27 protein-coding genes are annotated in these 24340 nt (G+C 68.6%); 13 read left to right on the top strand and 14 right to left on the bottom strand.

Going from position 1 to position 24340, the window contains the following annotated elements; translation table 11 throughout:
- Positions 1–15 precede the first annotated feature (15 nt).
- The 7 genes from A5790_RS11770 to A5790_RS11740 form a co-directional block, all read right to left on the bottom strand.
- A complete protein-coding gene (locus tag A5790_RS11770) occupies positions 16–909 on the bottom strand; it encodes a 3-methyladenine DNA glycosylase (protein WP_082961685.1) in 894 nt (297 codons plus the stop codon).
- Entirely contained in the window at positions 902–1954 is a 1053-nt protein-coding gene (locus A5790_RS11765; RefSeq protein ID WP_066843940.1) for a hemolysin family protein, read from the bottom strand. The genes A5790_RS11770 and A5790_RS11765 overlap by 8 nt, the downstream gene beginning before the upstream one ends.
- Positions 1947–3317, bottom strand: a complete 1371-nt coding sequence (locus A5790_RS11760; RefSeq protein ID WP_066843937.1) for a hemolysin family protein — start codon at positions 3315–3317, stop codon at positions 1947–1949. The genes A5790_RS11765 and A5790_RS11760 overlap by 8 nt, the downstream gene beginning before the upstream one ends.
- Before the next feature lie 196 nt (positions 3318–3513).
- Positions 3514–4950 (bottom strand): GuaB1 family IMP dehydrogenase-related protein, encoded by a 1437-nt coding sequence (locus A5790_RS11755; RefSeq protein ID WP_066843934.1) that lies wholly within the window; start codon positions 4948–4950, stop codon positions 3514–3516.
- A gap of 52 nt (positions 4951–5002) precedes the next feature.
- Positions 5003–6466, bottom strand: coding sequence for an NADP-dependent phosphogluconate dehydrogenase (gndA, locus tag A5790_RS11750; RefSeq protein ID WP_066843931.1), 1464 nt, complete (start codon positions 6464–6466; stop codon positions 5003–5005).
- A 58-nt stretch (positions 6467–6524) separates the two neighbouring features.
- Complete coding sequence (locus A5790_RS11745; protein WP_066843928.1) at positions 6525–7466, bottom strand: M56 family metallopeptidase; 942 nt, start codon at positions 7464–7466, stop codon at positions 6525–6527.
- A gap of 14 nt (positions 7467–7480) precedes the next feature.
- A complete protein-coding gene (locus A5790_RS11740; protein WP_066843927.1) occupies positions 7481–7897 on the bottom strand; it encodes a BlaI/MecI/CopY family transcriptional regulator in 417 nt (138 codons plus the stop codon).
- Between the two features lie 219 nt (positions 7898–8116).
- On the opposite strand from A5790_RS11740, the gene A5790_RS11735 reads away from it, so the two are divergent.
- Positions 8117–8893, top strand: a complete 777-nt coding sequence (locus A5790_RS11735) for an iron reductase (protein ID WP_066843924.1) — start codon at positions 8117–8119, stop codon at positions 8891–8893.
- Positions 8894–9048: 155 nt separating this feature from the next.
- Here A5790_RS11735 and A5790_RS11730 read toward each other — a convergent pair whose 3' ends face one another.
- A complete protein-coding gene (locus tag A5790_RS11730) occupies positions 9049–9441 on the bottom strand; it encodes a rhodanese-like domain-containing protein (protein WP_066843923.1) in 393 nt (130 codons plus the stop codon).
- 63 nt (positions 9442–9504) lie between these two features.
- Here A5790_RS11730 and A5790_RS11725 point away from each other — a divergent pair, with 63 nt between their 5' ends.
- The 7 genes from A5790_RS11725 to A5790_RS11695 are packed head-to-tail and all read left to right on the top strand — an operon-like array spanning position 9505 to position 14327.
- Complete coding sequence (locus A5790_RS11725; RefSeq protein WP_066843921.1) at positions 9505–9909, top strand: PaaI family thioesterase; 405 nt, start codon at positions 9505–9507, stop codon at positions 9907–9909.
- A gap of 50 nt (positions 9910–9959) precedes the next feature.
- Positions 9960–10262 (top strand): urease subunit gamma, encoded by a 303-nt coding sequence (locus A5790_RS11720; protein ID WP_064393718.1) that lies wholly within the window; start codon positions 9960–9962, stop codon positions 10260–10262.
- Between the two features lie 8 nt (positions 10263–10270).
- On the top strand, positions 10271–10603 hold the full coding sequence (locus A5790_RS11715) for an urease subunit beta (protein ID WP_066844174.1): 333 nt from the start codon (positions 10271–10273) through the stop codon (positions 10601–10603).
- A gap of 28 nt (positions 10604–10631) precedes the next feature.
- Positions 10632–12365, top strand: coding sequence for an urease subunit alpha (locus tag A5790_RS11710; RefSeq protein WP_066843916.1), 1734 nt, complete (start codon positions 10632–10634; stop codon positions 12363–12365).
- Positions 12366–12370: 5 nt separating this feature from the next.
- Complete coding sequence (locus tag A5790_RS11705) at positions 12371–13006, top strand: urease accessory protein UreF (protein WP_066843913.1); 636 nt, start codon at positions 12371–12373, stop codon at positions 13004–13006.
- A 20-nt stretch (positions 13007–13026) separates the two neighbouring features.
- Positions 13027–13701, top strand: coding sequence for an urease accessory protein UreG (ureG, locus tag A5790_RS11700; RefSeq protein WP_066843910.1), 675 nt, complete (start codon positions 13027–13029; stop codon positions 13699–13701).
- Positions 13701–14327, top strand: a complete 627-nt coding sequence (locus tag A5790_RS11695) for an urease accessory protein UreD (protein WP_066843908.1) — start codon at positions 13701–13703, stop codon at positions 14325–14327. The genes ureG and A5790_RS11695 overlap by 1 nt, the downstream gene beginning before the upstream one ends.
- Here the strand turns inward: A5790_RS11695 and A5790_RS11690 are convergent.
- The 3 genes from A5790_RS11690 to A5790_RS11680 form a co-directional block, all read right to left on the bottom strand.
- Positions 14324–15697, bottom strand: coding sequence for an NAD(P)/FAD-dependent oxidoreductase (locus A5790_RS11690; RefSeq protein WP_066843905.1), 1374 nt, complete (start codon positions 15695–15697; stop codon positions 14324–14326). The genes A5790_RS11695 and A5790_RS11690 overlap by 4 nt on opposite strands.
- 112 nt (positions 15698–15809) lie before the next feature.
- The gene (locus A5790_RS11685) at positions 15810–16739 is read right to left on the bottom strand and encodes an LLM class F420-dependent oxidoreductase (RefSeq protein WP_066843902.1); all 930 of its coding nucleotides are present in this window, start codon (positions 16737–16739) and stop codon (positions 15810–15812) included.
- Between the two features lie 66 nt (positions 16740–16805).
- The gene (locus tag A5790_RS11680; RefSeq protein WP_066843899.1) at positions 16806–17477 is read right to left on the bottom strand and encodes an SDR family oxidoreductase; all 672 of its coding nucleotides are present in this window, start codon (positions 17475–17477) and stop codon (positions 16806–16808) included.
- A 138-nt stretch (positions 17478–17615) separates the two neighbouring features.
- On the opposite strand from A5790_RS11680, the gene A5790_RS11675 reads away from it, so the two are divergent.
- From A5790_RS11675 to A5790_RS11665, 3 genes are all read left to right on the top strand, one after another.
- Complete coding sequence (locus A5790_RS11675) at positions 17616–18419, top strand: ABC transporter permease (RefSeq protein WP_066843896.1); 804 nt, start codon at positions 17616–17618, stop codon at positions 18417–18419.
- Positions 18416–19468 (top strand): ATP-binding cassette domain-containing protein, encoded by a 1053-nt coding sequence (locus A5790_RS26505; RefSeq protein WP_197696771.1) that lies wholly within the window; start codon positions 18416–18418, stop codon positions 19466–19468. The genes A5790_RS11675 and A5790_RS26505 overlap by 4 nt, the downstream gene beginning before the upstream one ends.
- 209 nt (positions 19469–19677) lie before the next feature.
- The gene (locus A5790_RS11665) at positions 19678–20808 is read left to right on the top strand and encodes an APA family fibronectin-binding glycoprotein (protein WP_066843891.1); all 1131 of its coding nucleotides are present in this window, start codon (positions 19678–19680) and stop codon (positions 20806–20808) included.
- A 74-nt stretch (positions 20809–20882) separates the two neighbouring features.
- On the opposite strand, the gene A5790_RS11660 is transcribed toward A5790_RS11665, so the two are convergent.
- Positions 20883–21128 (bottom strand): hypothetical protein, encoded by a 246-nt coding sequence (locus tag A5790_RS11660; protein ID WP_064394143.1) that lies wholly within the window; start codon positions 21126–21128, stop codon positions 20883–20885.
- Between the two features lie 271 nt (positions 21129–21399).
- On the opposite strand from A5790_RS11660, the gene A5790_RS11655 reads away from it, so the two are divergent.
- The gene (locus tag A5790_RS11655) at positions 21400–22416 is read left to right on the top strand and encodes a zinc-binding alcohol dehydrogenase family protein (RefSeq protein ID WP_066844171.1); all 1017 of its coding nucleotides are present in this window, start codon (positions 21400–21402) and stop codon (positions 22414–22416) included.
- On the opposite strand, the gene A5790_RS11650 is transcribed toward A5790_RS11655, so the two are convergent.
- The gene (locus A5790_RS11650; protein WP_231987756.1) at positions 22413–22766 is read right to left on the bottom strand and encodes a hypothetical protein; all 354 of its coding nucleotides are present in this window, start codon (positions 22764–22766) and stop codon (positions 22413–22415) included. The two genes, A5790_RS11655 and A5790_RS11650, sit on opposite strands and share 4 nt — an antisense overlap.
- Positions 22767–22994: 228 nt before the next feature.
- On the opposite strand from A5790_RS11650, the gene A5790_RS11645 reads away from it, so the two are divergent.
- Complete coding sequence (locus tag A5790_RS11645) at positions 22995–23573, top strand: CGNR zinc finger domain-containing protein (RefSeq protein ID WP_066843886.1); 579 nt, start codon at positions 22995–22997, stop codon at positions 23571–23573.
- 2 nt (positions 23574–23575) lie between these two features.
- Here the strand turns inward: A5790_RS11645 and A5790_RS11640 are convergent, their stop codons facing one another.
- Entirely contained in the window at positions 23576–24337 is a 762-nt protein-coding gene (locus A5790_RS11640; protein ID WP_066843883.1) for a CPBP family intramembrane glutamic endopeptidase, read from the bottom strand.
- Positions 24338–24340: the final 3 nt, after the last annotated feature.

Below are 24340 nucleotides of genomic sequence, written 5' to 3'. Positions count from 1 at the left end.
TCCTCAACCGGCTGGTCAGCCGTCCCGGGCTGCTGCGGTCAGAAGCCGTTCGCACCGATCGGCGAGGTCGTCCCGCAGCGGGGCCGCCCGCTCCGCGATGGTTTGCTGGATCCGCACGTATTCGGCTCGACCGGCCGGTGTCTCGATCGCGATCGGCTCGAATCCGTATTCGCGGAGATCATAGGGGCTGGCCCGCATGTCGAGTTCGCGGGCTTCGGCGGCCAGCTCGAGGCAGTCCATCACGAACTCCGAGTTGATAAGCGGGCCGAGCTTGAACGACCACTTGTATAAATCCATCGCGGCGTGCAGACAGCCAGGTTGTTCGGTGGCAACTTGACTCTGCCGGGTCAGCTGTTCGGCGTTGCGTCCGGCGGCCGGTTCGGTGAAGAAGCGGAACGCGTCGAAGTGACTGCAGCGCAAAGGTATCGACTCGACGACCGCGTCGGTGCCCGCCGCGCCGAGCCGTAACGGCACCCGGTCGTGGCGCACCGTCGACGACCGGTAGACCATCGCCCACTCGTGCAACCCGAAACAATTCAGCCGGGCCGGGCGCGCCGCCGTCGAACGCAACAGCCGGACGACGAACCGCACGGTGTCGATCCGCGCCACCAGGTACTCCGGGCTCACGACCACCCCGGAGTGGTCACTCGCGTACCCCGTCCGGCTCAGGAAGCGCTGTGCGCCGCCGGCCAAAGCGAGACCGAAGCCGGGGTGCCACATTCGCAACTTGGCGGGCCGCAAGCTGTAGTAGGTGAACAGGAAGTCCCAGACCGGGTGCTTCTCGCCGCGACGGGCGCGACGACGGTGAGGTGCGCAGAACGCGTCGGCCCGGCGCTGATGGGCCCGCTCTCGGGTGCTCCAGTCCGACTCGTCGAGCACGGAAGCGCCGCGCACGGCGACGTCAGACACGATGGGTCCCGTCGCGCACGGTGCCCACCAAGTCCTCGACGAGGTCCTCGAGGGCGACCATCGCCTCCACGCTGCCGTCGGGTGCGGTCACCAGCGCCAGGTGGCTGTTCGTGCGCCGCAGCCGCGACAACGCCTCGGGCAACGGGAGCGACGACGGAACCACCGGCAGCGGGCGCACCATCGACAGGTCCAGCACGGCGTCGGGGTCGTTGACGAAGGCCAGCACGTCCTTGATGTGCAGGTATCCCAGGTAGGTGCCGGAGGCGTCGGTGATCGGGAAGCGCGAATAACCGGTCTCGGCCAGCGCCTCTTCGACGGCGCCGACGGTCGGCCCCGCCCCTTCGCGCGCCACCGACACCGTCCGAATGTCGCGCAGCGGGAACGCGACGTCCTTGACCGCGCGATCGCGGATCTGCAGGGCGCGGGTGAGCCTGCTGTGTTCCTCGGGGTCGAGCAGCCCCTCGGACAGCGATTCGGCGATCATCTCCGACAGTTCGACCGTGGACACCGTGACGTCGAGTTCGTCCTTGGGCTCCACCCCGAACGCCCGCAGGGTCACGTTGGCACACCAGTTGTAGAACGCGATCAAGGGGCGGGCCATGCGGATCCACACCAGGTAGGTGGGTATCAGCAGCATGGCCGCCGACTCCGGGCCGGCGATCGCGATGTTCTTCGGCACCATCTCACCGAGCAGCACGTGCAGGACGACCACGATGGCCAGTGCGACGACGAAGGACACCGAGTGCAGCACCGCGTCGGGCACACCCACGGCGTCGAACGGCTTCTCCAGCAGATGCGCGACGGCGGGTTCGCCGACGCGACCGAGCAGGATCGAACAGATCGTGATACCCAGCTGAGCGCCCGCGAGCATCAGCGACAGGTGTTCACCGGCGCGGATCACGGTGACGGCGCTCTTCTTGCCCTGTTCGGCCAGCGCCTCTAGCCGATCGCGCCGCGCGGAGATCAACGCGAACTCCGAGGCGACGAAGAACGCGTTGACAGCCAGCAGCAGCACCGTCAGCAGCACACCGAAGAGGTCACCCATCGGTACTTCTCCCGTCGGCCTCGCCGGTGCGGCCCAGTTCGGTGAGCTCGAGCAGGTCGATTCGGCGGCCGTCCATCCGCAGCACGGTGGCCAGCCAGCGAATCGGACTCTCGAGCGGACCGTCCGGGTCGAACGCCTCGAGCTCGACCGACTCACCTTCGTCGGGGATGTGCCCGAGCTTCTCGAGAACCAGGCCGCCGATCGTCTCGTAGTCGCCCTCGGGGGCGCGGAACGCCGTGGCGCTTGCCACCTCGTCGATGCGCAACAGGCCCGATATCTGCCAGCCGCGGCCCGCGGGCACCACATCGGGGGCCTCGTCGTCGTGCTCGTCGCGGACGTCGCCGACGATCTCCTCGATCAGGTCCTCCACGGTGACCATGCCCGCGGTGCCGCCGTATTCGTCGACCACCAGCGCGGTCTGGAGGCCGTTGGCGCGGATCTGGGTCATCACTGTGTCGCCGTCCAGAGTCGATGGCACCTTGGCGACCGGCAGCGCCAGCGAGGCCAGCCGGGTGGTCGCGCGTTCGTCGATCGGCACCTCGAACACCTGCTTGACGTGCGCGATCCCGATCGTCTCGTCGAGGTCTCCGCGGATGATCGGGAAGCGCGAGTATCCCGTCCTGATCGCGGCGGTGACCAGCTCGGCGACCGTCGCGTCGGCGTCGAGGGCCTCGATCTTCTGCCGGGGGGTCATGAGCTCCTCGGCGGAGCGATCGCCGAACCGCAGCGACCGGTCGACCAGCACCGCGGTGACGGGATCCAGTGCGCCGCTGCGGGCCGAACTGCGCACCAGCGACACCAGTTCCTGTGGGGAGCGCGCCGAGCGCAGCTCCTCGGCGGGTTCGATCCCGAGGCGACGCAGGATCATGTTGGCCGTGCCGTTGGTCAGCCGGATCAGCGGGGTGAACAGCGCCGAGAACAGCAGTTGCGGTCCGGCGGACCAACGCGCCGTCGGCACGGGCCGGGCGACCGCGAGGTTCTTGGGCACCAGCTCGCCGAACACCATCGAGATCGAGGTGGCGATCGCGATGGCCAGCACCAGCGCCAATCCGCCGGTGTAGGCCGGGGGTATGCCGATCGCGTCCAGGCCGGGGTGGATCAACCGCGCGACGACGGGTTCGGCCAGGTAACCGGTCGCCAGCGTGGTGATCGAGATGCCCACCTGGGCGCCGGACAGCTGGAACGACAGCGTCCGGTGCGCCCGCTGGACCATCTTGTCGCGCCGGTGGCCGCTGCGTGCGTTGGCGTCCACGGTGATGCGCTCGAGCGCGGTCAGCGAGAACTCGGCGGCGACGAACACCGCGGTGCCCGCCGTCAGCAGCACGATCGCCAGCAGAGACAGCACCGTCGAAGCGACGCTCATCGGGGTGTCCTCGCGCAGATGCCGGACCTGTTGCCCGGCCGTCTAGAGGAAGGCTCGGCGTCGGGAGGCTCGGGCCGCTCGGCCCGGTTGGCCCCCTCTGCAACCCGGGCCTCGACGGGTGCCTGCGGCACGGGATCCCTTTCGCGTAGAGGACTGAAGGAAACCCATGGTAACGGGTGATCTTGCGGGGGAGGGATCACCAACCCGTGGGCAGTGGATGCCCCTCGGCGAAGCCGGCCGCCGACTGCACGCCGAGCACCACCTTTTCGTGCAGTTCGCCCAGATTCGCCGCGCCGACGTAGGTGCAGGTGCTGCGCACCCCGGACGTGATGTGGTCGAGCAGGTCCTCGACGCCTCCGCGGGACGGATCCAGGCCCATCCTCGACGTCGAAATGCCCTCCTCGAACAGCGCCTTGCGGGCCCGGTCGAACGACCCGTCACCGGCGGTGCGGGCGGCCACAGCGCGTTTGGACGCCATTCCGTAGCTCTCCTTGAAGGGCTGATTGTCGCGGTCGCGCATCAGGTCGCCGGGGGATTCGTAGGTGCCCGCGAACCACGAGCCGATCATCACGTTGGATGCGCCCGCAGCCAATGCCAGTGCGACATCACGCGGGTGCCGGATACCGCCGTCGGCCCACACGTGCGCACCCAATTGCCGTGCCGCAGCGGCACATTCGACGACCGCGGAGAACTGGGGTCGCCCGACGCCGGTCATCATGCGCGTGGTGCACATCGCGCCCGGGCCGACACCGACCTTCACGATCGACGCGCCCGCGCTGAGCAGGTCCCTGGTGCCCTCGGCGGAGACCACGTTGCCCGCGGCCAGCGGCAGCCCGAGGTCCAACGACGAGACCGCCTTGATCGCATCGAGCATCTTGACCTGGTGTCCGTGGGCGGTGTCGATCACCAGCAGGTCCACCCCGACCTCGGCCAGGCTGCGTGCCTTGGCGCCGACATCGCCGTTGATCCCGACCGCCGCAGCGATCCGCAGGCGGCCGCTGTCGTCGACCGCGGGTGTGTAGATCCCCGCCCGGACCGCACCGGTACGCGTCAGCACGCCTGCCAGCGTCCCGTCGCTCTCGGTGAGCACCGCCACGTCGACCGGGGCGTGCTCGAGCAGGTCGAACACCTTGCGCGGCTCGGTGCCCACCGGCGCGGTGACGAAGTCGGAGACCGCGACGTCGCGCACGCGGGTGAACCGGTCGACGCCCTCGCAGTTCGCCTCGGTGACCAGGCCGATCGGCCTGCCCTCGAAGGCGACGACCGCGACGCCGTGGGCACGTTTGTGGATCAGCGCGGTCGCATCAGACACCGAGTCGTCGGGGGAGAGCACCACGGGAGTGTCGACGACGAGGTCGCGGCTCTTGACGAAGTCGACGGTCTCTTTCACCGCGGAGATCGGCAAGTCCTGCGGCAGCACGACGATGCCGCCGCGACGGGCCACCGTCTCGGCCATCCGCCGGCCGGCGACGGCGGTCATGTTCGCGACAACGACCGGGATCGTGGTGCCCGAGCCGTCGGCGGTCGACAGGTCGACATCCATCCGGGATTGGACATCCGAGCGTCCGGGGACGATGAAGACGTCGTTGTAGGTCAGGTCGTATGCGGGCCGGTGGCCCTCCAGAAATCGCATGTCGGTCCAAGTCTAGTGGCCCGACGGCGCACGGTTCCCTGCCGAGAGAACGCTAGGCCTCGACCTCGCTGAGGTCCCCGCTCCACAGCGTGTGGAACCGCTTGGCGGGGTCGGTGTCGATGCGGCCGTAGGTGTGCGCGCCGAAATAGTCCCGCAGGCCCTGCGTGAGGGCAGCGGGCAGGCGCTCCTGGCGCAATCCGTCGTAGTAGGACAGTGCCGAGGAGAAACCAGGGATCGGGATGCCCAGTTCGGTGGCGGTAATGACGACGCGGCGCCAGCTGTCGATCGCCGCCTCGATCGCGCTGCGGAAGTACGGCGCGACGATGAGCGTCGGCAGGTCGGGGTTCTCGTCGAAGGCCTCTTTGATCCGGTTGAGGAACTTGGCCCGGATGATGCAGCCGCCGCGCCAGATGGTGGCCATGTCGCCGGGGGTGATGCCCCAGTCGTATTCGGCGCTGCCGGCCTGGATCTGGTTGAAGCCCTGCGCGTAGGCGATGATCTTCGACGCGTACAGGGCTTGGCGGATGTCCTCGACGAACTTCTCGACGTCACTGGGCTTTTCACCGAGGTCGCCGGAGGCCAGGCCGGTGGTGGCCTTGCGCTGGGTCACCGATCCCGACAGAGCGCGCGCGAACACGGCCTCGGCGATACCGGTCACTGGGACGCCGAGGTCGAGCGCTGATTTCACCGTCCAACGTCCGGTGCCCTTCTGCTCAGCCTCGTCGAGGATGACGTCGACGAGCGGCTTACCGGTCTTGGCGTCGGTCTGGCGCAACACCTTGGCGGTGATCTCGACCAGAAAGCTGTCCAGGTCGCCGGAATTCCATTCGTCGAAGACGTCGGCGATCTCGCCGGCCGACTTGCCCAGCCCGTCGCGCAGCAGTTGGTAGGCCTCGCCGATCAGCTGCATGTCGGAGTACTCGATGCCGTTGTGCACCATCTTCACGAAGTGGCCCGCACCGTCAGGCCCGATATGGGTGCAGCAGGGGACACCGTCGACATGCGCCGAGATCTCCTCGAGCAGCGGACCCAGCGATTTGTAGGACTCGGCCGGGCCGCCGGGCATGATCGACGGCCCGTTCAGCGCACCCTCCTCGCCGCCGGAGATGCCGGCGCCGACGAAGTGCAGCCCGCGCTCGCGCATCGCCTTCTCGCGGCGGATCGTGTCGGTATAGAGGGCGTTACCACCGTCGATGATGATGTCGCCTTCCTCCATCGCATCGGCGAGTTCGTTGATCACCGCGTCGGTGGGATCCCCGGCCTTGACCATGATCAGCACCCGTCGCGGCTTTTCCAGAGCGTCGAGGAATTCGGCGATGGTCTCGCTGCGCACGAACTTGCCCTCCGACCCGTGCTGGTCGAGCAGCGCGTCGGTCTTGGCGACCGAACGGTTGTGCAGCGCAACGGTGTAGCCGTGCCGGGCGAAATTACGCGCGATGTTGGATCCCATGACGGCAAGCCCGGTCACCCCGATTTGAGCGGTACCGGTGGTCGATGCGGAAGCGTCAGAGCTCATGCGGGCAGCCTTTCGTTGTTTTGTTGTGTGAACGCACGGTTCGCGGGTGGCTTATCCCTTAAGCGGTGAACAGCCTTTGTAGCTCGGTCAACCACGGCAGCACCACCGCGACGGTCGGCACCACGAGCACCGCGGCCGCGGTCGTGTACGCGCCTGCGGCCAGCACCCGGCTGTTGGGCCGGCCTCCGAGCCGACGTACCCGTAGCAGGGTGGTGGGTCCGCCCGCCGCCAGCGCACCCGACGGCGTACGACCGGCCGCGCACGCGACGAGCGCGCGGGCCAGGGGAGTCGGACCGGCCTTGCGCACCGCCGCGTCGTCGGCCAGCATCTCGACCAGAAGTCGGACCGCGTCCAGCGCGCTTCCGCTGCGGACGAAGCGCGGGAACGCCGCGTTCACCGCGGTGAACATCTCCAGCACGAGATCGTGCCGGGCGCGCAGGTGCGCGCGTTCGTGGCTGAGGATCGCCGAGATCTCGTTGTCCGCCAACGTCGTCAGCGTGCCCTCGCTGACCACGACGCGGCTGCGCACGCCCGGCAGGCAGTACGCCAGCGGCTGGTCCACGTTCAGGATGCGCAACCCGTCACCGGCGTGGGCGTGGGCCCACTTCTGCGACTTGCCCACGAGGTCGACGACCATCCGGTGGTGGGCGCGACGGCGCCGCGTCGCGATGGCCACCTGCAACACCGCCACGATCAGCCGCGCACCGATCACCAGTGTCAGCGCGAAGACCACGACGTAGGCGATCCACACCGGCCAGCCCATGACGGCGATCTCGCTGGTGATGGTGGCGGTCGGCCGACCGTCGGGACCCGGCGCGAAAAGCCTGCTCGCAATGGCGATTCCGGCCGAGAAGGCCGACAGGACGGCGGCCAGCGCGATCGCCTGCCACAACACAATCGCCGCTCGCGGTGCGCGGAACGGCCACGACGCGCGCGCCAGGACGGCGGGCACCGGTCCCGACAGGACCAGCGCCAGGACGGTGAAGGCCAGCGCGGACACGCCGTCAGTCTCTCTCAGCCGGTGCCCGAATTACCAGCGGGCGGCGAAACGCGAACCTTGCTCTCCAGTTCGGTCAGTGCGCGACGCAACGCCGCGGCTTCGTCGGCGCCGACGCGCTCGACAAAATGCACCAGCGCGGCTTCCCGGCTGCCCGAGTCGGCTGCCTGGTCGAGCGCGTCGACCATCAGGCCCGCGACGAGTTCATCGCGGCCGTGGGTTGGTGCGTATCGGTGGGCGCGGTCATCGCGGTGCTGCACGACGAGGTTCTTCTTCGCTAGCCGCTGCAGCACGGTCATGATCGTGGTGTACGCCAAGTCGCGTTGGGCGGCGAGCGCCTCGTGAACTTGGCGCACGGTTTGGGGTTCGCGAGAGGACCACAAGTGATCCATCACCGCGCGTTCCAGTTCCCCCAGACGCGTCAACTTCGCCATGGTCCGTTCATCTCCTAGAGGCTATTGATCCAGCGTACTACGTCTTACTACGGTGCGTCGTATTTCGCCTGGTGGACAAGGGCCCACCGTCGCCCGGCTCGAACCTCCGCCCGTGGTCACCGCCCATCCGAAGGGTGGTGTGAAAGCAGTCACAGGGTCTGGTCGTCGTGACGCGCGTAGCTATAGTAAGCCTTACCTAACTTGAATGCGGGAGGCCCTATGACGGTATTGGTCGACGATCCACTCATCGCGAGCATGGCGATCCACAGGACGTTGCCGCTGCATGAATCGAGTCGACGACTCCGTGAGCTCTATCCCGAGTGTCCGCGGGTCTACGGCGTCGCGGTGATGCGGGACCTGTCCCGGCGACGGTGGTGGCCGCTGGCCGACGCGCTGAGCACGGACCGTCTGCAAACGATGTTCGATCTGGCCGCCGAGGAGACCGACAGCCGCGCCGCGGTGGCACACCAGTTGGCGGCCACCCTCGCCCACGTGGTCGTCGGGCGCGTCGTGCCGCTGGTCGTACTCGAAGGCCGCGCATGGGACACCGGCCTGGAGAACCTGTGGGTGCACGCGGATTCCGAAGGTGCGATCGATTGGGTCGGCGTCGTCGACCCGACGCTGCGGGCCCTTCCCGACGATCCGTACTTCGACCACAGGTCCAACCGCGCCGGAAACTCGACGCGCGACGGCATCGTGGCGCTGCCCAGCGAGGCGGCGTTGACGACATGGGTCGCACACCGCAGCCACCGCGCGCTGGCGCCGCTGTTCGCCAAGCTGGTCGAGATCAGCGGGGGAGCGATGTCGGTCGCCTCGATGTGGCACGTCGTGGGCGGGGCGGTCGTCAGCGCCGCCACGCAGGTGCCGCTGCTCGCCGGCTCCAGCGAGTGGACGAGCATGCGGCGCGGGCAGGCCGTGCTCGACGCGCTCGTCGGCTTCGGACTTCCGGTCCGGGGCACCTCACGACCAATCGCGGGGAAAGTCTTGCTTAATTAGGCAAGCCTTGCCTATGCTCTGACCAGAGATCAACACGAACCACCGGACCGCGCCGGAGTCCTGAGGGCTGCAGAGACCCCCGGTCCACACGGAGGACGAGCCCCGCACCATTGGTGCGGGGCTCGTCCGCATGTGCGCCCTGAATACCGTGTGCGTCAGGCGTTTTCGCCGCCGGCCTTTTCGACGGCGCCACCGCTGTCGGCCCAGTCGCCGAACGCACCGAGGTTGTACACGTCCTGATAACCGAGCTCTTTGAGCGCCTGCCCCGAGAGCGCCGAGCGCCCACCGGAGGCGCAGTACACGATCACCGGCTTGTCCTTGGCGAAGTTCTGGTCGTGATACGGCGACTCGGGGTCGGCACGGAACTCGAGCATGCCGCGGGGAACGTGCACGGCGCCCGCCACCTTGCCGCTCTTCTCCAGTTCGGGGGCGTCGCGGACGTCGACGACCAACGCACCCTTGTCGATCATTTCCTTCGCCTCGGCGTGGGAGATCTTGGGCACCACAGCGTTGGCGGCTTCAACGAGGTCTTTCGCGGTCTTGGCCATGGCTGACCCTAACTCCGCGCACCCGGCGCGGTCATGGTGTTCGACAGCGTGTAGACACGATCCGTGACTTCCGACCTGCCTTCCGACCTGGGTAAGGGCTTCGACACCGAGCTCGGCCTGACCTATCTCGAACTCGGTCCCGACGGCGGCCGCGCACAGCTGACAGTCACGGACAAGCTGCTTCAGCCCTACGGCATCGTGCACGGCGGCGTGTACTGCTCGATCGTCGAGAGCCTGGCGAGCGTGTCTGCCGCGGTCTGGCTCGCCGACAACGGCGGCGGCAACGTCGTCGGTGTCAACAACAACACCGACTTCTTGCGGGCCATCTCCTCGGGAACCGTCACCGCGGTGTCCACCCCGATCCACCGCGGCCGGCGTCAGCAGCTGTGGCAGATCACCATCACCGCCGACGACGACAAGCTCGTCGCGCGCGGACAGGTGCGGCTGCAGAACATGCCGGCGGCGTAAGACATCGCGTGCGCTGCTGATCGCCGCGCTCCGTGGCAATATCGCCCACTATGCGTTTATCCCCGCATGAGCAGGACCGCCTGCTGATCTCCTACGCGGCCGAGCTCGCCCGGCGCCGACAGGGTCGTGGCCTGAAGCTCAACCACCCCGAAGCGGTCGCGCTGATCACCGACCATCTCCTCGAAGGTGCCCGCGACGGCCGCACGGTGGCCGAGCTGATGGCCAGCGGCCGCGAGGTTCTGCGCCGCGACGACGTCATGGAGGGCGTGCCCGAGATGCTCGAGGACGTCCAGGTCGAGGCGACGTTCCCCGACGGCACCAAGCTCGTCACCGTCCACCACCCGATCCCATGACCGAACCGATGGTGCCCGGCGAAATCCTGTACGGGGACGGCGACATCGAGATCAACGCGGGCGCCGAGCGGCTCGCGATGGAGATCGTCAACACCGGAGACCGGCCGGTGCAGGTCGGCAGCCACGTCCACCTGCCGCAGGCCAATGCCGCGCTGTCCTTCGACCGCGCAGCCGCGCACGGCCACCGGCTCGATATCCCCGCGGGGACCGCAGTGCGGTTCGAACCCGGTGTCGCCCAGACCGTCTCGCTCGTCGCGCTCGGAGGCTCGCGCGAGGTGCACGGGCTGAACCTGGACCCGCCCGGCCGGCTGGACCCGCCCGGCCGTCTGAACAACCGATGAGCACGTCCGCCGAGAGCAGAGGAGCCCGATGACCCGGTTGCCACGCGCCAGGTACGGCGCCCTCTTCGGGCCGACCACCGGCGACCGGATCCGACTGGCCGACACCGACCTGTTCATCGAGATCACCGAGGACCGCAGCGGCGGGCCCGAACTCGCCGGAAACGAGGCCGTCTTCGGCGGGGGCAAGGTGCTGCGCGAATCCATGGGGCAGGGACGCGCAACACGTGCCGAGGGGGCTCCCGACACCGTCATCACCGGAGTAGTGATCCTCGATTACTGGGGGATCATCAAGGCGGACATCGGCATTCGTGACGGCCGCATCACCGCGATCGGCAAGGCCGGCAACCCCGACATCATGTCGGGCGTCCATCCCGACCTCGTGGTCGGGCCGTCGACGGAGATCATCGGGGGCAACGGCCGCATCGTCACCGCGGGCGGCATCGACTGCCATGTGCACCTGATCTGCCCGCAGACGATGGCCGAAGCGCTCGGCGGTGGCATCACCACCATGATCGGGGGCGGAACCGGCCCGGCGGAAGGCAGCAAGGCCACCACGGTCACCCCCGGGGCATGGCATCTGGCCCGCATGCTCGAGTCGCTGGACTCCTGGCCGATGAACATCGCGCTGCTCGGCAAGGGCAACACGGTCAGCGCCGAGGCCATGTGGGAGCAGTTACGCGGCGGCGCATCGGGATTCAAACTTCACGAGGACTGGGGTAGCACCCCAGCGGCGATCGACGCCTGCCTGACCGTTGCCGACGCGTCGGGCGTACAGGTCGCACTGCATTCGGACACCCTCAACGAGGCCGGCTTCGTGGAGGACACCGTCGGCGCGATCGCGGGCCGGTCGATCCACGCCTACCACACCGAGGGAGCAGGTGGCGGACACGCTCCCGACATCATCACCGTCGCCGCGCAACCGCACGTGCTGCCCAGCTCGACCAATCCGACGCGCCCGCACACGGTCAACACGCTCGACGAGCACCTCGACATGTTGATGGTGTGCCACCACCTCAACCCCAGCGTCCCCGAGGATCTCGCGTTCGCCGAGAGCCGCATCCGGCCGTCGACTATCGCCGCCGAGGACCTGCTGCACGACATCGGTGCGATCTCGATGATCGGCAGCGACGCCCAGGCGATGGGCCGCATCGGCGAGGTGGTCATCCGCACCTGGCAGACCGCTCACGTCGTGAAACGCAGGCGCGGTGCGCTGGACGGCGACACCTCGGGGGCGAGGGAAGCCGACAACCACCGCGCGCGACGCTATGTCGCCAAGTACACGATCTGCCCGGCGATCGCGCACGGCCTCGACGCCGAGATCGGATCGATCGAGGTGGGCAAGCTCGCCGATCTCGTGCTGTGGGAGCCCGCGTTCTTCGGTGTGCGCCCGCACGCGGTGCTCAAGGGCGGCATGATCGCCTGGGCCGCAATGGGAGACGCCAACGCGTCGATCCCGACACCGCAACCGGTGCTGCCGCGCCCGATGTTCGGTGCGGCGCCGTCGGCCGCCGCCGCCACGTCGGTGCACTTCGTCTCGCAGCAGGCCGTCGACGACGGACTGGGCGACCGGATCGACGTGAAACGGCGCCTCGTGCCGGTCAAAGACGTCCGCGGCGTCGGCAAGGCCGATATGCCGCTCAACGACGCGCTGCCACGCATCGAGGTCGATCCCGACACCTTCACGGTCCACATCGACGGAGATGTCTGGCAGGAACAACCGGCGGCCGAACTGCCGATGGCACAACGGTATTTCCTCTTCTGAAGCTGATGACGAACCTGACCACGCTTCTCGCACTGGCCGATTCGCGGTTGCCGACCGGCGGGCACGTGCACTCCGGCGGCATCGAGGAAGCGATCACCAGCGGGCTGGTGGCCGACGTGACCACGCTGCGGGCATACCTGCGACGACGCATCCGCACCCAGGGCCTGGTGACCGCCTCGCTGGCCGCGGCAGTGCACACGGGAAAACTCGCGCCCGCGCAGGCCGACCACGAAACCGACGCCCGCACACCGGCGCCCGCCGCCCGCCAGGCATCGCGCGCACAGGGTCGCGGCCTCGTGCGGCTGGCCCGCCGGGTGTGGCCCGACGACGACTGGGACGCGCTCGACGCCACCCCACACCTGTCGGTCGCGGCGGGATGGGCCGGACGCGCGGCGGGGCTGAGCGCTGAGCAGACCGCCCTCTCGATGGTCTACACCACGATGACCGGTTCGGCGACCGCCGCGCAGCGCCTGCTCGCGCTCGATCCCGCCGACGTCGCCGCGCTCACGTTCGAGCTGTCGGCGCTGTGTGACCAGACCGCGGCCACCGCGGCAAAGGAACTGGCCGACCTGTCCGATCCGTTGCTCGACGTGCTGGCCCAGCGCCACAGCAGGCGTGAGCGCCCCCTGTTCGTCTCGTAGTCCGCCCCGAAAGGATCGTCATGCCACCGCATTTCACCGACGGCGAGCCACACCACCATCTCGAGCGACCCAAGCGCACGCGCCGACGGGGGGAGCCGTTGCGCATCGGCGTCGGCGGGCCGGTGGGTTCGGGGAAGACCGCACTGGTCGCGGCGTTGTGCCGACAGCTGCGCGACGAGGTGTCACTGGCCGTACTGACCAACGACATCTACACCACCGAAGACGCGGACTTCCTGCGACGCCACGCCGTGCTGCCCGACGAACGGATCGCCGCGGTGCAGACCGGCGGCTGCCCGCACACCGCGATCCGCGACGACATCACCGCCAACCTCGACGCGATCGACGACCTCATCGCCGCAAACGACCGGCTGGACCTCATTCTCGTCGAGTCCGGCGGCGACAATCTGACGGCGACGTTCTCGTCGGGGCTGGTCGACGTGCAGATCTTCGTCGTCGATGTCGCAGGCGGCGACAAGGTTCCCCGTAAGGGCGGTCCCGGCGTGACTTACTCAGACCTGATGGTGATCAACAAGACCGACCTCGCCCCGCTGGTCGGAGCCGACCTCGACGTGATGGCCCGCGACGCGGCGGCCGTGCGCGGTGAGCGCCCGTTCGTGATGATTTCGCTCACCGAGGACCCGACGGCCGCCGCGGTGCTGGACTGGGTGCGCGCCCAACTCCGGGTGCCCGTCTAGTGCGGTCCGAGGTGCTGATCGTCGCACGGCGGGACCGCCGGCCGCGTATCGAGTGCGTGGGCGGTCTAGCCGCCCGGCTCACCGGGCCCGACACCGTCCATCTGGTGTCGGCGGCGGCGACCCCGCTGGGTGGCGACGTCCTTTACTTCCGCGTCGTCGTCGAACCGGACGCTCGGCTGCGGATACGCACCGCCGCCGCGACGGTGGCCCTCCCAGGGGCGAAAACCCTTGATTCTCACGCGATCTGGGAGCTCGACGTCGACGGAGAGCTGGACCTCGACCCCGAACCCACGATCGTGGCAGCCGACTCACGTCACCACACCTCGGTCCGCCTGGAAGTCGGCGCACATGGACGTGTCAGGCTCCGCGAGCGGGTGCAGATCGGCAGATCCGATGAGTACCACGGGTTCTGGTCAGGGTCGCTGCACGCCGACGTCAACGGCACTGCACTCCTGCGGCACCGCATCGAGTTGGGCAGGGGTTCGGTCACCGACGACGAGATCGGCGCACCGATGGCCGCGATCAGTGAACTGAGCTATCCAGACGCCGAGGTCGACACGGTGGGTGAACCGCTGGCGCTTGCCGCGGGCGGCTGCCTGGCGACCTGGCAGGGCGCGCGGCTCTAGCCTGCGACCTTCTCGGTGTCGCGCACGCCCGCGGCGATCTCCTGAAGCTCCTCTATTCGGGTGCGGGCGTAGGCCTGCTGCTCGGTGATCGTCAGGTTGCCGCGCTGCGTCGACAGGAACGTCACCGTCCACGACACCAGCGTGGTGAGCTTGCGGCGGAAACCGACCAGATACACCAGGTGCAGCACCAACCAGGCCAGCCAGGCGATGAACCCGCCGAACTCCAGCGGGCCGATCTTGGCGACGGCGGAGAACCGCGACACCGTGGCCATCGAGCCCTTGTCGAAGTACTGGAACGGTTCGCGCTGCGTGGGGTCCGCGCCCTTGAGCTCGGCCCGGATCGCGTTGGCGGCATACCGTCCGCCCTGGATGGCGCCCTGCGCCTGGCCGGGCACACCCTCGACATGGGCCATATCGCCGACGACGAACACGTTCGGGTGGCCGGGCAGCGTCAGGTCAGGGTTCACGAGCACGCGCCCGGCCCGGTCGACCTCACCGTCGGACTGCTCTGCGAGGTCCCGGCCCAGCGGGCTGGCCTGCACACCGGCCGACCACACCTTCGTCGCGGACTCGATACGCCGGATCGTGCCGTCAGAGTCCTTGACCGTGATGCCGTTGCGGTCGACGTCGGTGACCATGGCGCCAAGCTGGATGTCCACGCCCATCTTCTCGAGCCGGTCCTGCGCCTTTTTGCCCAGCTTCTCGCCCATCGGGGGCAGGACGGCGGGTGCGGCGTCGAGCAGGATCACCCGTGCGGTGGTCGAATCGATATGGCGGAACGCACCTTTGAGGGTGTGATCGGCCAGTTCGGCGATCTGGCCGGCCATCTCGACGCCGGTCGGACCCGCGCCAACCACGGTGAACGTCAGCAGCTTCTCGCGTCGCGCCGGGTCACTGGACCGCTCCGCCTGCTCGAACGCGCTGAGAATGCGCGCCCGCAGCTCCAACGCATCGTCGATGGACTTCATGCCCGGCGCCCACTCCGCGAAATGGTCGTTTCCGAAGTAGGACTGGCCGGCCCCTGCGGCGACGATGAGCGAGTCGTACGGGGTGACGTAGGTGTGGCCCAGCAACTCGGAGGTGACCGTCTGGTTGGCCAGGTCGATGTGGGTGACGTCGCCGAGAAGAACCTGGCAGTTCTTCTGCTTGCGCAGGATCATCCGCGTCGGGGGAGCGATCTCGCCGGAGGGGATGATGCCGGTGGCCACCTGGTACAGCAGCGGCTGGAACAGATGATGGGTGGTCTTGGCGATCAACTTGACGTCGACGTCGGCTCTCTTGAGCCTCTTGGCAGCGGTCAGCCCGCCGAACCCTGACCCGATGATGACGACCTTGTGCCGATCAGATGCAGTGGCTCCGGGATGGCTCATATTGGGCTCCTCGACGGTGCTTCCACGTGCAGTTCACTACCCGTAACGGTAGTCGCCTGAACACCCGATCAGTGAACGGGTTCGTTGTGTTATATCCCACCCGGCGCCCGGATCACCCGCCAAGCAGCGGCCGGAGGGCTTCGCCGACCGCGGTGACCCGGCCGGGGTGGTACCCGTCGAGGCTCGTCACCGGGCTCAAGATCACCCCGTCGACACCGGCGTCGAGGACCTTGGTCTTGATCTGCTCGGCGATCTGATCGGCACTGCCGAACACCGCCTGCTGTTTGTAGTCGTCGGGGATGATGTCGCCGGTGACGTTCTCGTCGATGATCGCGACGACGAGCATGCTGGTTTCCAGCGTCGCGGGGTCGCGGCCGATCTCCTCGCAACGCTCCTTGACCACCTGCACCTTGCGCGGCAGCTCGTCGAAGCCGGCGATGATGTTGAGGTGGTCGAAGTGCCGGGCCGCCAGCGGAATCGTCTTCTTCTCGCCGCTGCCGCCGATCATCAGCGGGATGTGGTCCCGGAACCGCGGTTCGGCCATCGCGTCTTTGGCGCGGTAGTACTTGCCGTCGAACGTCGGGCGCTCGCCGCGCAGCATCGGGAGGATGATCTCCAACGCCTCGCCGAGCTTGTTGAAGCGGTCGGTGAAGGTGCCGAACTCGTAGCCGAGGCTGTCGTGTTCGAGCTCGTACCAGCCGGTGCCGATGCCAAGGATGGCGCGTCCGTGGCTCATCACATCCAGCGTGGTGATCGCCTTGGCCAGTAGCGTCGGGTTGCGGTAGGTGTTGCCGGTCACCAGGGTGCCGAGCTGGACCCGCTCGGTGGCCGTGGCCAGACCGCCCAGCGCGGTGTAGGCCTCGAGCATGGGCTGGTCCGGCGTGCCGAGCCCGGGCAGTTGATAGAAGTGGTCCATCACGAAGACCGAGTCGAAACCGGCGGCCTCGGCCTCCTGCGCCTGTGCGATGACAGTGGGGAAGATTTCGGCGACGCCCGTGCCGTACGAGAAGTTCGGGATCTGGAGTCCGAGTCTGATGGTCATGAGAGCACGAAACCACACCTAAGCGGAGCGGTCATCCCGTTTAGCTCCGTGCGAACAGCGGAATAGTCAGCCGAAGTTTGCGAGCGCGCCCTTGCTGACGTGCAGCACCTGGCCGGTGATGTGCCGCGCCGCCGGTGTGGTGAGGAAAAGGGCGAGGCGCGCGATCTCGTCGGCGACCGGCGGCGGCGTCCGCGACAGGCCTTCGTAGCCGGGCTCGGCGTTCCGTCCCGAGGCTACCGCGTTGACGGTGATGCCTCGAGTGCCGAAGTGCTCGGCCTGACCAGCGGTCCAGTCCGCGAGCGCGGCCTTGATCGCCGCGTCCGCGCTGCCGACGGCCGGGTTTTCGGCGACCACGTTGACGATCGAACCGCCCGAGCGCAGATGGTCACCGAGGATCTGCACCGTCAGCACCGCGGAGACGACGGTCGAGTCAAGTGCCGCACGCCATGCCCGAGCCAGGTCCGACAGCGAATAGGTGCGCGGATCGCCGCCGTCCCACCCGGGGGCGGGCACGTTGACGATCGTGTCGAGGTGATGCGGGAACTGCTGTCGCGCCGCTTCCAGGCTGTCGGGATCGGTGTTGTCGAGCACGATGGCGTCGACATCGAGTTCCTTCGCGGCGACCTCGAGTTCGTCGCGGCGGGCGCCCACGATCACAACGCGGTGACCGGCGTCGCGGAAACCTTCGGCGATCGTGCGGCCCAGATCGGTGTCACCTGCGGTGACGAGCACCTCCATCGCGAAGACCTCCCTGTCATGTTCGACGCTGCACGCAGCGCTCCTCCGAAATGTTACTGGACAGTAGCTACAGCACGAAACCGGCGCGCAGGCGCGAGTCCCATAGGGTTTGGCCTGTGGAGTGCGAGGCGGGACGGGTTGAGTAACCCGGCTGGTCTGCCGCGCTGGCTGTATCTGCCCGCCGCGGTCGGCGCGCTGTTCGTCGCTCTGCCGCTCGTGGCGATCGCGGCCAGGGTGGACTGGCCGAACATCGTGCAGCTGATCAGCAGCGAGTCCTCCGTCAACGCCCTGTTGCTGAGCCTGCGCACGGCGACCGCCAGCACGTTGCTGTGCCTGCTGGTCGGCGTTCCGATGGCGCTGGTCCTCGCGCGCAGCGACAGTCGACTCGTCCGAACCGCACGACCCCTCATCCTGCTTCCGCTCGTGCTGCCTCCGGTGGTCGGCGGGATCGCGTTGCTGTACGCATTCGGCCGGCTCGGACTGCTCGGCCAGTATCTGGAGGCCGCGGGTGTCCAAATCGCATTCACGACGACGGCGGTCGTGCTCGCGCAGACGTTCGTGTCGCTGCCCTTCCTGGTCATCGCGCTCGAAGGGGCCGCCCGTACGGCCGGAACCGGGTACGAAACCGTGGCCGCCACGCTGGGCGCCCGTCCGTCCCGGGTGTGGTGGCGCGTCACGCTTCCGCTGCTGACGCCCGGCCTGGTCTCGGGCGCGGTGCTGGCGTTCGCCCGGTCCCTCGGCGAGTTCGGCGCGACGCTCACGTTCGCCGGCTCCCGCGAGGGCGTCACCCGGACGCTGCCGCTGGAGATCTATCTGCAGCGGGAGAGTGACCCCGATGCCGCGGTGGCGTTGTCGCTGCTGCTCGTGGTGGTGGCAGCCGTGGTGGTGCTGGGGTTGGGGAGTCGACGGCTGCGCGGTGACAGTGCGTGGAGCGCGGCGTGACCGGTGTCAGCGTGCGTGCGGTCGTCGAGCAGCGCGGCGTCGACGTCGCGTTCGACGTCGACGGCGGTGAGGTGCTGGCCGTGCTGGGCCCCAACGGCGCGGGCAAGTCGACGATTTTGTACGTCGTCGCGGGGCTGGTCCGGCCCGATGACGGTGTCGTACGGGCGGGCCGGCGCGTGCTCACCGATACCGCATCGGGTGTCCATGTGGCGACCCACGACCGCCGCGTCGGACTTCTGATGCAGGATCCGCTGCTGTTTCCGCATCTCGACGTGGCCGCCAACGTCGCCTTTCCGCCCGGCAGCACGCGCCCCGAGCATTGGCTCGCCCACGTCGACGCGATCGAACTGGCCGACCGCAGGCCGCGTCAGCTGTCCGGGGGACAGGCGCAACGGGTCGCACTGGCGCGCGCATTGGCGGCCGAACCCGACGTGCTGCTGCTCGACGAGCCGTTGGCCGGGCTCGACGTCGCGGCCGCCGCTGCGATGCGCAAGGTGCTGCGCGACGTGCTCACACGCGACGGGCGGTCCGCGGTGTTGGTGACCCACGATGTGCTCGACGTGGTCGCCCTCGCCGATCGGGTGCTGGTGCTCGAATCCGGCAGCATCGTCGAAAGAGGCTCTGCCGCAACGGTACTGGCGACTCCGCGGAGCGATTTCGGTGCCCGGCTGGCCGGGGTCAACCTGGTTCGCGGGATGGCGGACGGCCACGGCGTCCTGACCACCCGGTGGGGCGCGGCCTGGTACGGCAGCCCGGCGTCGGATATCGCGACCGCAGGACCGGCGGTCGCCCTGTTTCATCCCGCGGCGGTCGCGGTGTACCGCGACCGGCCGCGCGGCAGCCCGCGTAACACCGTCGAAGTCATCATCGCCGAACTCGACGGTCGCGGCCCCGCGATCCGGGTGCGGGCCGAGGAGCAGCCTGACGGCAGCCCGGGGCTCGCCGCTGACATCACCGCCGAGTCCGCGACCGAACTGAGGCTTGCCCCTGGCGAGCGCGTGTTCTTCGCGGTGAAGGCGCAGGAGGTCACGCTGCATCCCGCCCAGTAACGGGAACCGGAGCAGGCGCGAAGAACAAGCGAGTCACCGGTCATCGACTGCGGTCGGCCACCCCGCGCCACGCGCGGGTACTGTGCTGCGTCAGCAAATCATGGCGCTACTGCTATCAGTGCTTATCGTCTTCTCAGCTATGTCTTATTTATCCTCATTTTGAGCAATTCACACTTGCGTCACGGCGGTAACACGGTAGTTTCTTTCCCATGGATCAGCCGGACGCGATTTCAGCCCCGCGCAGGGGGCTCTCGACGACATTGGCGGTCGCGGCGGTGACCGGGGCAACCGCCATAGCGCTCGCGCTCCCGACGGTGGCCCAGGCGCAGCCCGAGCCCACGCCAGCGCCGCCCCCACCGCCGCCGACGGGGAACACCTTCCTGCAAGGGCCTCCGCCGCCTCCGGCACCAGGGGCGCCCGCACCCCCTCCGGCACCAGGGGCACCCGCGCCCGGCGCGCCACCTCCCGCACCCGGCGTACCGCCGCCACCTCCGGCGCCGGGGGCACCTGCACCGGCACCCGGTGCTCCGGCACCCGCACCCGCCGATCCGAACGCGCCGGCCCCGGCGCCCGGCGATCCGGGCCGCGTCGACTCGGCCGCGGGTGGCCTCAGCTATGTCGTGCCCGCCGGATGGAAAGTGGCGGATTCGACGCAGCTTTCCTACGGCCAGGTGTTGCTGACCAAGGACGCCCCCGAAGGCGCCGAGCCGCCCAACGACACCAGCATTTTGCTCGGCCGGCTCGACCTGAAGCTCTTCGCGGGCGCCGAGACGGACAACACGAAGGCTGCGCAGCGGTTGGCCTCCGACATGGGCGAGTTCTTCATGCCGTTCCCCGGCACCCGGGTCAACCAGGAGACCGTCGAGCTCAATGCCGATGGCATGCCGGGCGTCGCGTCGTACTACGAGGTGAAGTTCACCGACACGAACAAGCCGAACGGACAGATCTGGGCCGGCGTGGTGGGCAACCCGGTCGAACCGGGTACGCCGCGCGGTCAGCGCACCCCCGAGCGGTGGTTCGTGGTCTGGCTCGGGACCGCGAACAACCCTGTGCCGAAGGAAGAAGCGGTGACGCTGGCCAATTCGATCCGGCCGTACACCCCACCCGCGGCGCCTGAGGCCCCGCCCGCCGATCCGAACGCACCGGCGCCACCGCCGGCCGATCCCAACGCGCCGCCTCCGCCGCCCGCGGATCCCAACGCGCCGCCTCCGCCGCCAGCGGACCCGAACGCGCCGCCGCCTCCGCCGGCCGATCCCAACGCGCCTGCCCCGCGACCCGCGGTCGGCGTGCCGGTTCCGGTCGCGCCGGAGAACGCGCCCGGGATGACGCCACCGGCCTGACGTACAGCGAAAGCTTCCTCCACGGCATCAAGCCGTGGAGGAAGTTTTTGAATTCTCCTGCGCTGGTGCGATTGTCAGGGGCCGACCCGCGGCGGGTTGGCGTTCGAGACGTTCACGATGAAGCAGTTCGTGCCGCCGAATCCCATGGCGCCCGCGGTCTGACACCGCTCGAAGTTGCCGTCGGCGCCGACCGGTCCGTCACAGATCGTGCCGCCGCCCCACGGCGTCCAGCCACCCTGGCATCCGGCATTGGCCGGAGCGGCCAAGGCGATGCCGCTGGCCGCCAGCGCTCCAACCGCCAGTGCAACAAGTGTTTTCATCTCTTCCACCCTCTCCTTCGCGGTACCGGGCTTCGCGCCCGGTACTAGGCCTTCGCCGTAGCCTTACGGCGGTTCGTCGTTATCTACAGGTTATGCCGTTGTTATCACCGAGGAATCAGGATTTCCCCTACAAGTGTTCGGGCCGGCGCACAGGGATCACCTGCCGCACACCAGATCTGTCCGGTTCGCCGCCGCCGTCGTTAGCGTTGTTCGCTGACAGTGAAGACGCCCGAGGGTGGTGCCCGGGCCACCGCGGGGCGACCATGTGGTGATGAGCGTCTCAACCATGACCGCCTGGCAGGTTCGACGGCCGGGACCGATGGCCACGCGGCCCATGGAACGCGTGCGAATCGAGGTTCCCCGCCCGGGACCCGGCGAGCTTGCGGTGGCGGTCCGCGCATGTGGCGTGTGCCGCACCGATCTTCACGTCGCCGAAGGCGATCTGCCCGTGCACCGGCCCCGGGTCGTGCCGGGCCACGAGGTGGTCGGCGAGGTCATCGAGGTGGGGGAGAGCGCGGGCGCGGAGTTCTCCGTCGGCGACCGCGTCGGCATCGCGTGGCTGCGACATACGTGTGGGCGATGCCGGTACTGCCTCAGAGGCGACGAGAACCTGTGCCCACAATCGCGTTACACGGGTTGGGATACCGACGGTGGGTACGCCGAGTTCGCCACGGTGCCAGCGGCATACGCACATCCGCTACCAACGGGCTACTCCGACACCGAGCTGGCGCCGCTGTTGTGCGCCGGGATCATCGGCTATCGGGCGCTGCTGCGCGCGGACCTCCCACCGGGTGGCCGGTTGGGCATATACGGATTCGGCGGTAGCGCGCACCTGACCACCCAGGTGGCCGTCGCGCAGGGCGCCGAAGTTCACGTGATGACGCGCGGGGAAGCCGCGCGCGAGCTGGCCATGGGCCTGGGGGCAGCGTCGGCTCAAGGCGCCGACGAGCGTCCGCCGGTCGACCTCGATGCCGCGATCCTGTTCGCGCCCGTCGGTGAGCTCGTCCCGCCGGCGCTCGAAGCGCTCGATCGTGGTGGCACCCTTGCCATCGCGGGTATTCACCTCTCCGACATCCCGACGTTGAACTACCAGCGTCACCTCTTCCAAGAGCGTCAGCTCAGATCGGTCACCGCCAACACTCGCGCCGACGCCCGGGCCTTTCTGACTTTCGCCGGTGAACACCACATCGAGGTGACCAGCCCGCCATACCCGCTCGACCGGGCCGACGCCGCGCTGAGCGATCTGGCCTCCGGCCGTGTCTCCGGGGCCGCGGTCTTGGTCGTTTAGAGCTCGGCCATCGCGGCGCGGAGCCGGCCCACGAGATCCCCACGGCCGTACCGGTAAACGGGACCGGTTCCGTCGGCCAGCAGGATACGTAGCCGCGCCATGCCCCGCGCTCCGGCCATCCGGGGAGAGTGCAGCCGCAGCGTTACCTCGGAGATCACGTCCTCCGCGGCGGCGATGTTCGGTACGTGCAACGGCACCCGCGAGGACATCAGCGGGCCGTGCCCGCGGGCATCCCGGACGATCCGTCGCAGTGCCCTGGCCACCGCCTCGCGCTCGGCGGTCGACGTCAGCCGGGCGCAGTGCGCGGCGTACGCGCCGCTGTCGGGTGCGACGCCGCCGACGGCCGCCATCCGATCGAACTTGCTGGCCCTCAGCCGCGCCACCACCCGCGCGCGTAGAGAGGGGGTAGCCGCCCCGCTCGCTGCCGCCGCAAACGGCGACATAAGGGTTGGTGGATTCGGATTGTCCGACATATCGATCCTCGTTAGCGCACGGATGTGTGACCACTGACAACTTTATAACGGTCACGCATGACCGGTCAAATTGAATTAGCAGTCACGCAAAGCTAGGCTTGCCATATGACTCGCATGCGGTGGTTGGGCGACCAGGAGACGAAACCGGCACCGCCGCGTCTCGCCCTGGTTCAGAGCCTGGTCAACACGGCGGAGTTGCCGTCCGGCCCCGACCGTTTGGCCGATCCGGACGACGCGCGGCCGTGGCTGCAAGACAAGGGGTTGCTGGATCCCGGAGACGGCATCGACGAGGGTGACCTCGATCTACTGCGTGGTGTGCGCGAGGCCCTGCGCGCGATGCTGGTCCACAACGCCGGTGGTCCGCCGCCGACTGCGGCGGCGTTGGCGCCGCTGCGGGCCGCGGCCGGTGGCGCCGCACGGGCCGAGGTCGAAGACTCGGGGCGGATACGGCTTTCGGCGGTGGGCACTTCGCTGCACGACCGCCTCACCGAACTGCTACTGGCGATCCACGATGCACAGCGCGACGGCTCGTGGTCGCTGTTGAAGGCGTGTGCCAACGAGGAGTGCCAGTGGGCGTTCTACGACCGCTCGCGTAACCACGGTGGCACCTGGTGCAGCATGGCGACTTGCGGTAACAAGCTCAAGAACCGGGAGTTCCGCGCCCGAAAGCGCGCCTCGCACTGACGTCAGCTCAGATGCCACACGAACGCGGCCGCCAGCGCGCCGAGTCCGTTCAGCGACCAGTGCAGCGCGATCGGCGCGATCAGGCTGCCGCTGCGGCGGCGCAACCAGGTGAAGACGAAGCCCGCGATGCCGGTGGCGACCACCGCCAACGTCACGCCTGCGACGGTGCCCATCACACCTCCGCCGAAGATCCGGGTGAAGCCGACGTTGCTGCTGGTCAGGCCCAGCGAGGTGGCGATGTGCCAGAGTCCGAACAACAGCGAACCGGCCGCGGCGACACCACGCCAGCCCCAGGCGCGGTCAAGTGCTCCGTGCAGCACGCCGCGGAACGCCAGTTCCTCGGGGATCACGGTCTGCAGGGGGATGATGACCATCGACGCGATGAGCGCGCCCGAGATCGTGGCGTAGTTGTTGTTCATGAACATCGGCCGCGTCCACGGCAGCAGCGCACCGATCGCGATGACCGACAACACCAGCGCGACGGCGCCCAGCGCGTAACCGGTTCCGGACTTCAAGTGTTCGCGGCTCAGGCCGAGTTCGGCCCACCCGAGGCCGCGGGAGCGGACCAGCGCCACCAGAAGCAGCGCCGCCGCAGGCACCGTCGCCACGCTGGCCCACGGCGTGGTGAAGTGCGCGATCAGGTTCGTCAGCGCCAATACCACCACGACCACTGCGATGTCGACGTAGGTGCGGAAGTGGTGCAACGCGGAGAGCTGTTCGACCAGCGGATGCGGGCGCTCGGCGAGGGCGGCTTGGTCGGACACGAA

The organism is Mycobacterium sp. 852002-51152_SCH6134967 (assembly GCF_001667105.1).
Lineage (GTDB): Bacteria > Actinomycetota > Actinomycetes > Mycobacteriales > Mycobacteriaceae > Mycobacterium > Mycobacterium neumannii_A.
This window is presented reverse-complemented; position numbering and strand designations above follow the sequence as displayed.

Excerpts from the sequence above, each read along its gene's own strand:
- A5790_RS11765 (WP_066843940.1), bottom strand. The coding sequence starts at position 1,954 with ATGGGTGACCTCTTCGGTGTGCTGCTGACGGTGCTGCTGCTGGCTGTC.
- A5790_RS11760 (WP_066843937.1), bottom strand. The coding sequence starts at position 3,317 with ATGAGCGTCGCTTCGACGGTGCTGTCTCTGCTGGCGATCGTGCTGCTG.
- A5790_RS11755 (WP_066843934.1), bottom strand. The coding sequence starts at position 4,950 with ATGCGATTTCTGGAGGGCCACCGGCCCGCATACGACCTGACCTACAAC.
- gndA (WP_066843931.1), bottom strand. The coding sequence starts at position 6,466 with ATGAGCTCTGACGCTTCCGCATCGACCACCGGTACCGCTCAAATCGGG.
- A5790_RS11740 (WP_066843927.1), bottom strand. The coding sequence starts at position 7,897 with ATGGCGAAGTTGACGCGTCTGGGGGAACTGGAACGCGCGGTGATGGAT.
- A5790_RS11735 (WP_066843924.1), top strand. The coding sequence starts at position 8,117 with ATGACGGTATTGGTCGACGATCCACTCATCGCGAGCATGGCGATCCAC.
- A5790_RS11730 (WP_066843923.1), bottom strand. The coding sequence starts at position 9,441 with ATGGCCAAGACCGCGAAAGACCTCGTTGAAGCCGCCAACGCTGTGGTG.
- A5790_RS11720 (WP_064393718.1), top strand. The coding sequence starts at position 9,960 with ATGCGTTTATCCCCGCATGAGCAGGACCGCCTGCTGATCTCCTACGCG.
- A5790_RS11715 (WP_066844174.1), top strand. The coding sequence starts at position 10,271 with ATGGTGCCCGGCGAAATCCTGTACGGGGACGGCGACATCGAGATCAAC.
- A5790_RS11710 (WP_066843916.1), top strand. The coding sequence starts at position 10,632 with ATGACCCGGTTGCCACGCGCCAGGTACGGCGCCCTCTTCGGGCCGACC.
- A5790_RS11705 (WP_066843913.1), top strand. The coding sequence starts at position 12,371 with ATGACGAACCTGACCACGCTTCTCGCACTGGCCGATTCGCGGTTGCCG.
- ureG (WP_066843910.1), top strand. The coding sequence starts at position 13,027 with ATGCCACCGCATTTCACCGACGGCGAGCCACACCACCATCTCGAGCGA.
- A5790_RS11690 (WP_066843905.1), bottom strand. The coding sequence starts at position 15,697 with ATGAGCCATCCCGGAGCCACTGCATCTGATCGGCACAAGGTCGTCATC.
- A5790_RS11685 (WP_066843902.1), bottom strand. The coding sequence starts at position 16,739 with ATGACCATCAGACTCGGACTCCAGATCCCGAACTTCTCGTACGGCACG.
- A5790_RS11680 (WP_066843899.1), bottom strand. The coding sequence starts at position 17,477 with ATGGAGGTGCTCGTCACCGCAGGTGACACCGATCTGGGCCGCACGATC.
- A5790_RS11665 (WP_066843891.1), top strand. The coding sequence starts at position 19,678 with ATGGATCAGCCGGACGCGATTTCAGCCCCGCGCAGGGGGCTCTCGACG.
- A5790_RS11660 (WP_064394143.1), bottom strand. The coding sequence starts at position 21,128 with ATGAAAACACTTGTTGCACTGGCGGTTGGAGCGCTGGCGGCCAGCGGC.
- A5790_RS11655 (WP_066844171.1), top strand. The coding sequence starts at position 21,400 with ATGAGCGTCTCAACCATGACCGCCTGGCAGGTTCGACGGCCGGGACCG.
- A5790_RS11650 (WP_231987756.1), bottom strand. The coding sequence starts at position 22,766 with ATGGCGGCCGTCGGCGGCGTCGCACCCGACAGCGGCGCGTACGCCGCG.
- A5790_RS11645 (WP_066843886.1), top strand. The coding sequence starts at position 22,995 with ATGACTCGCATGCGGTGGTTGGGCGACCAGGAGACGAAACCGGCACCG.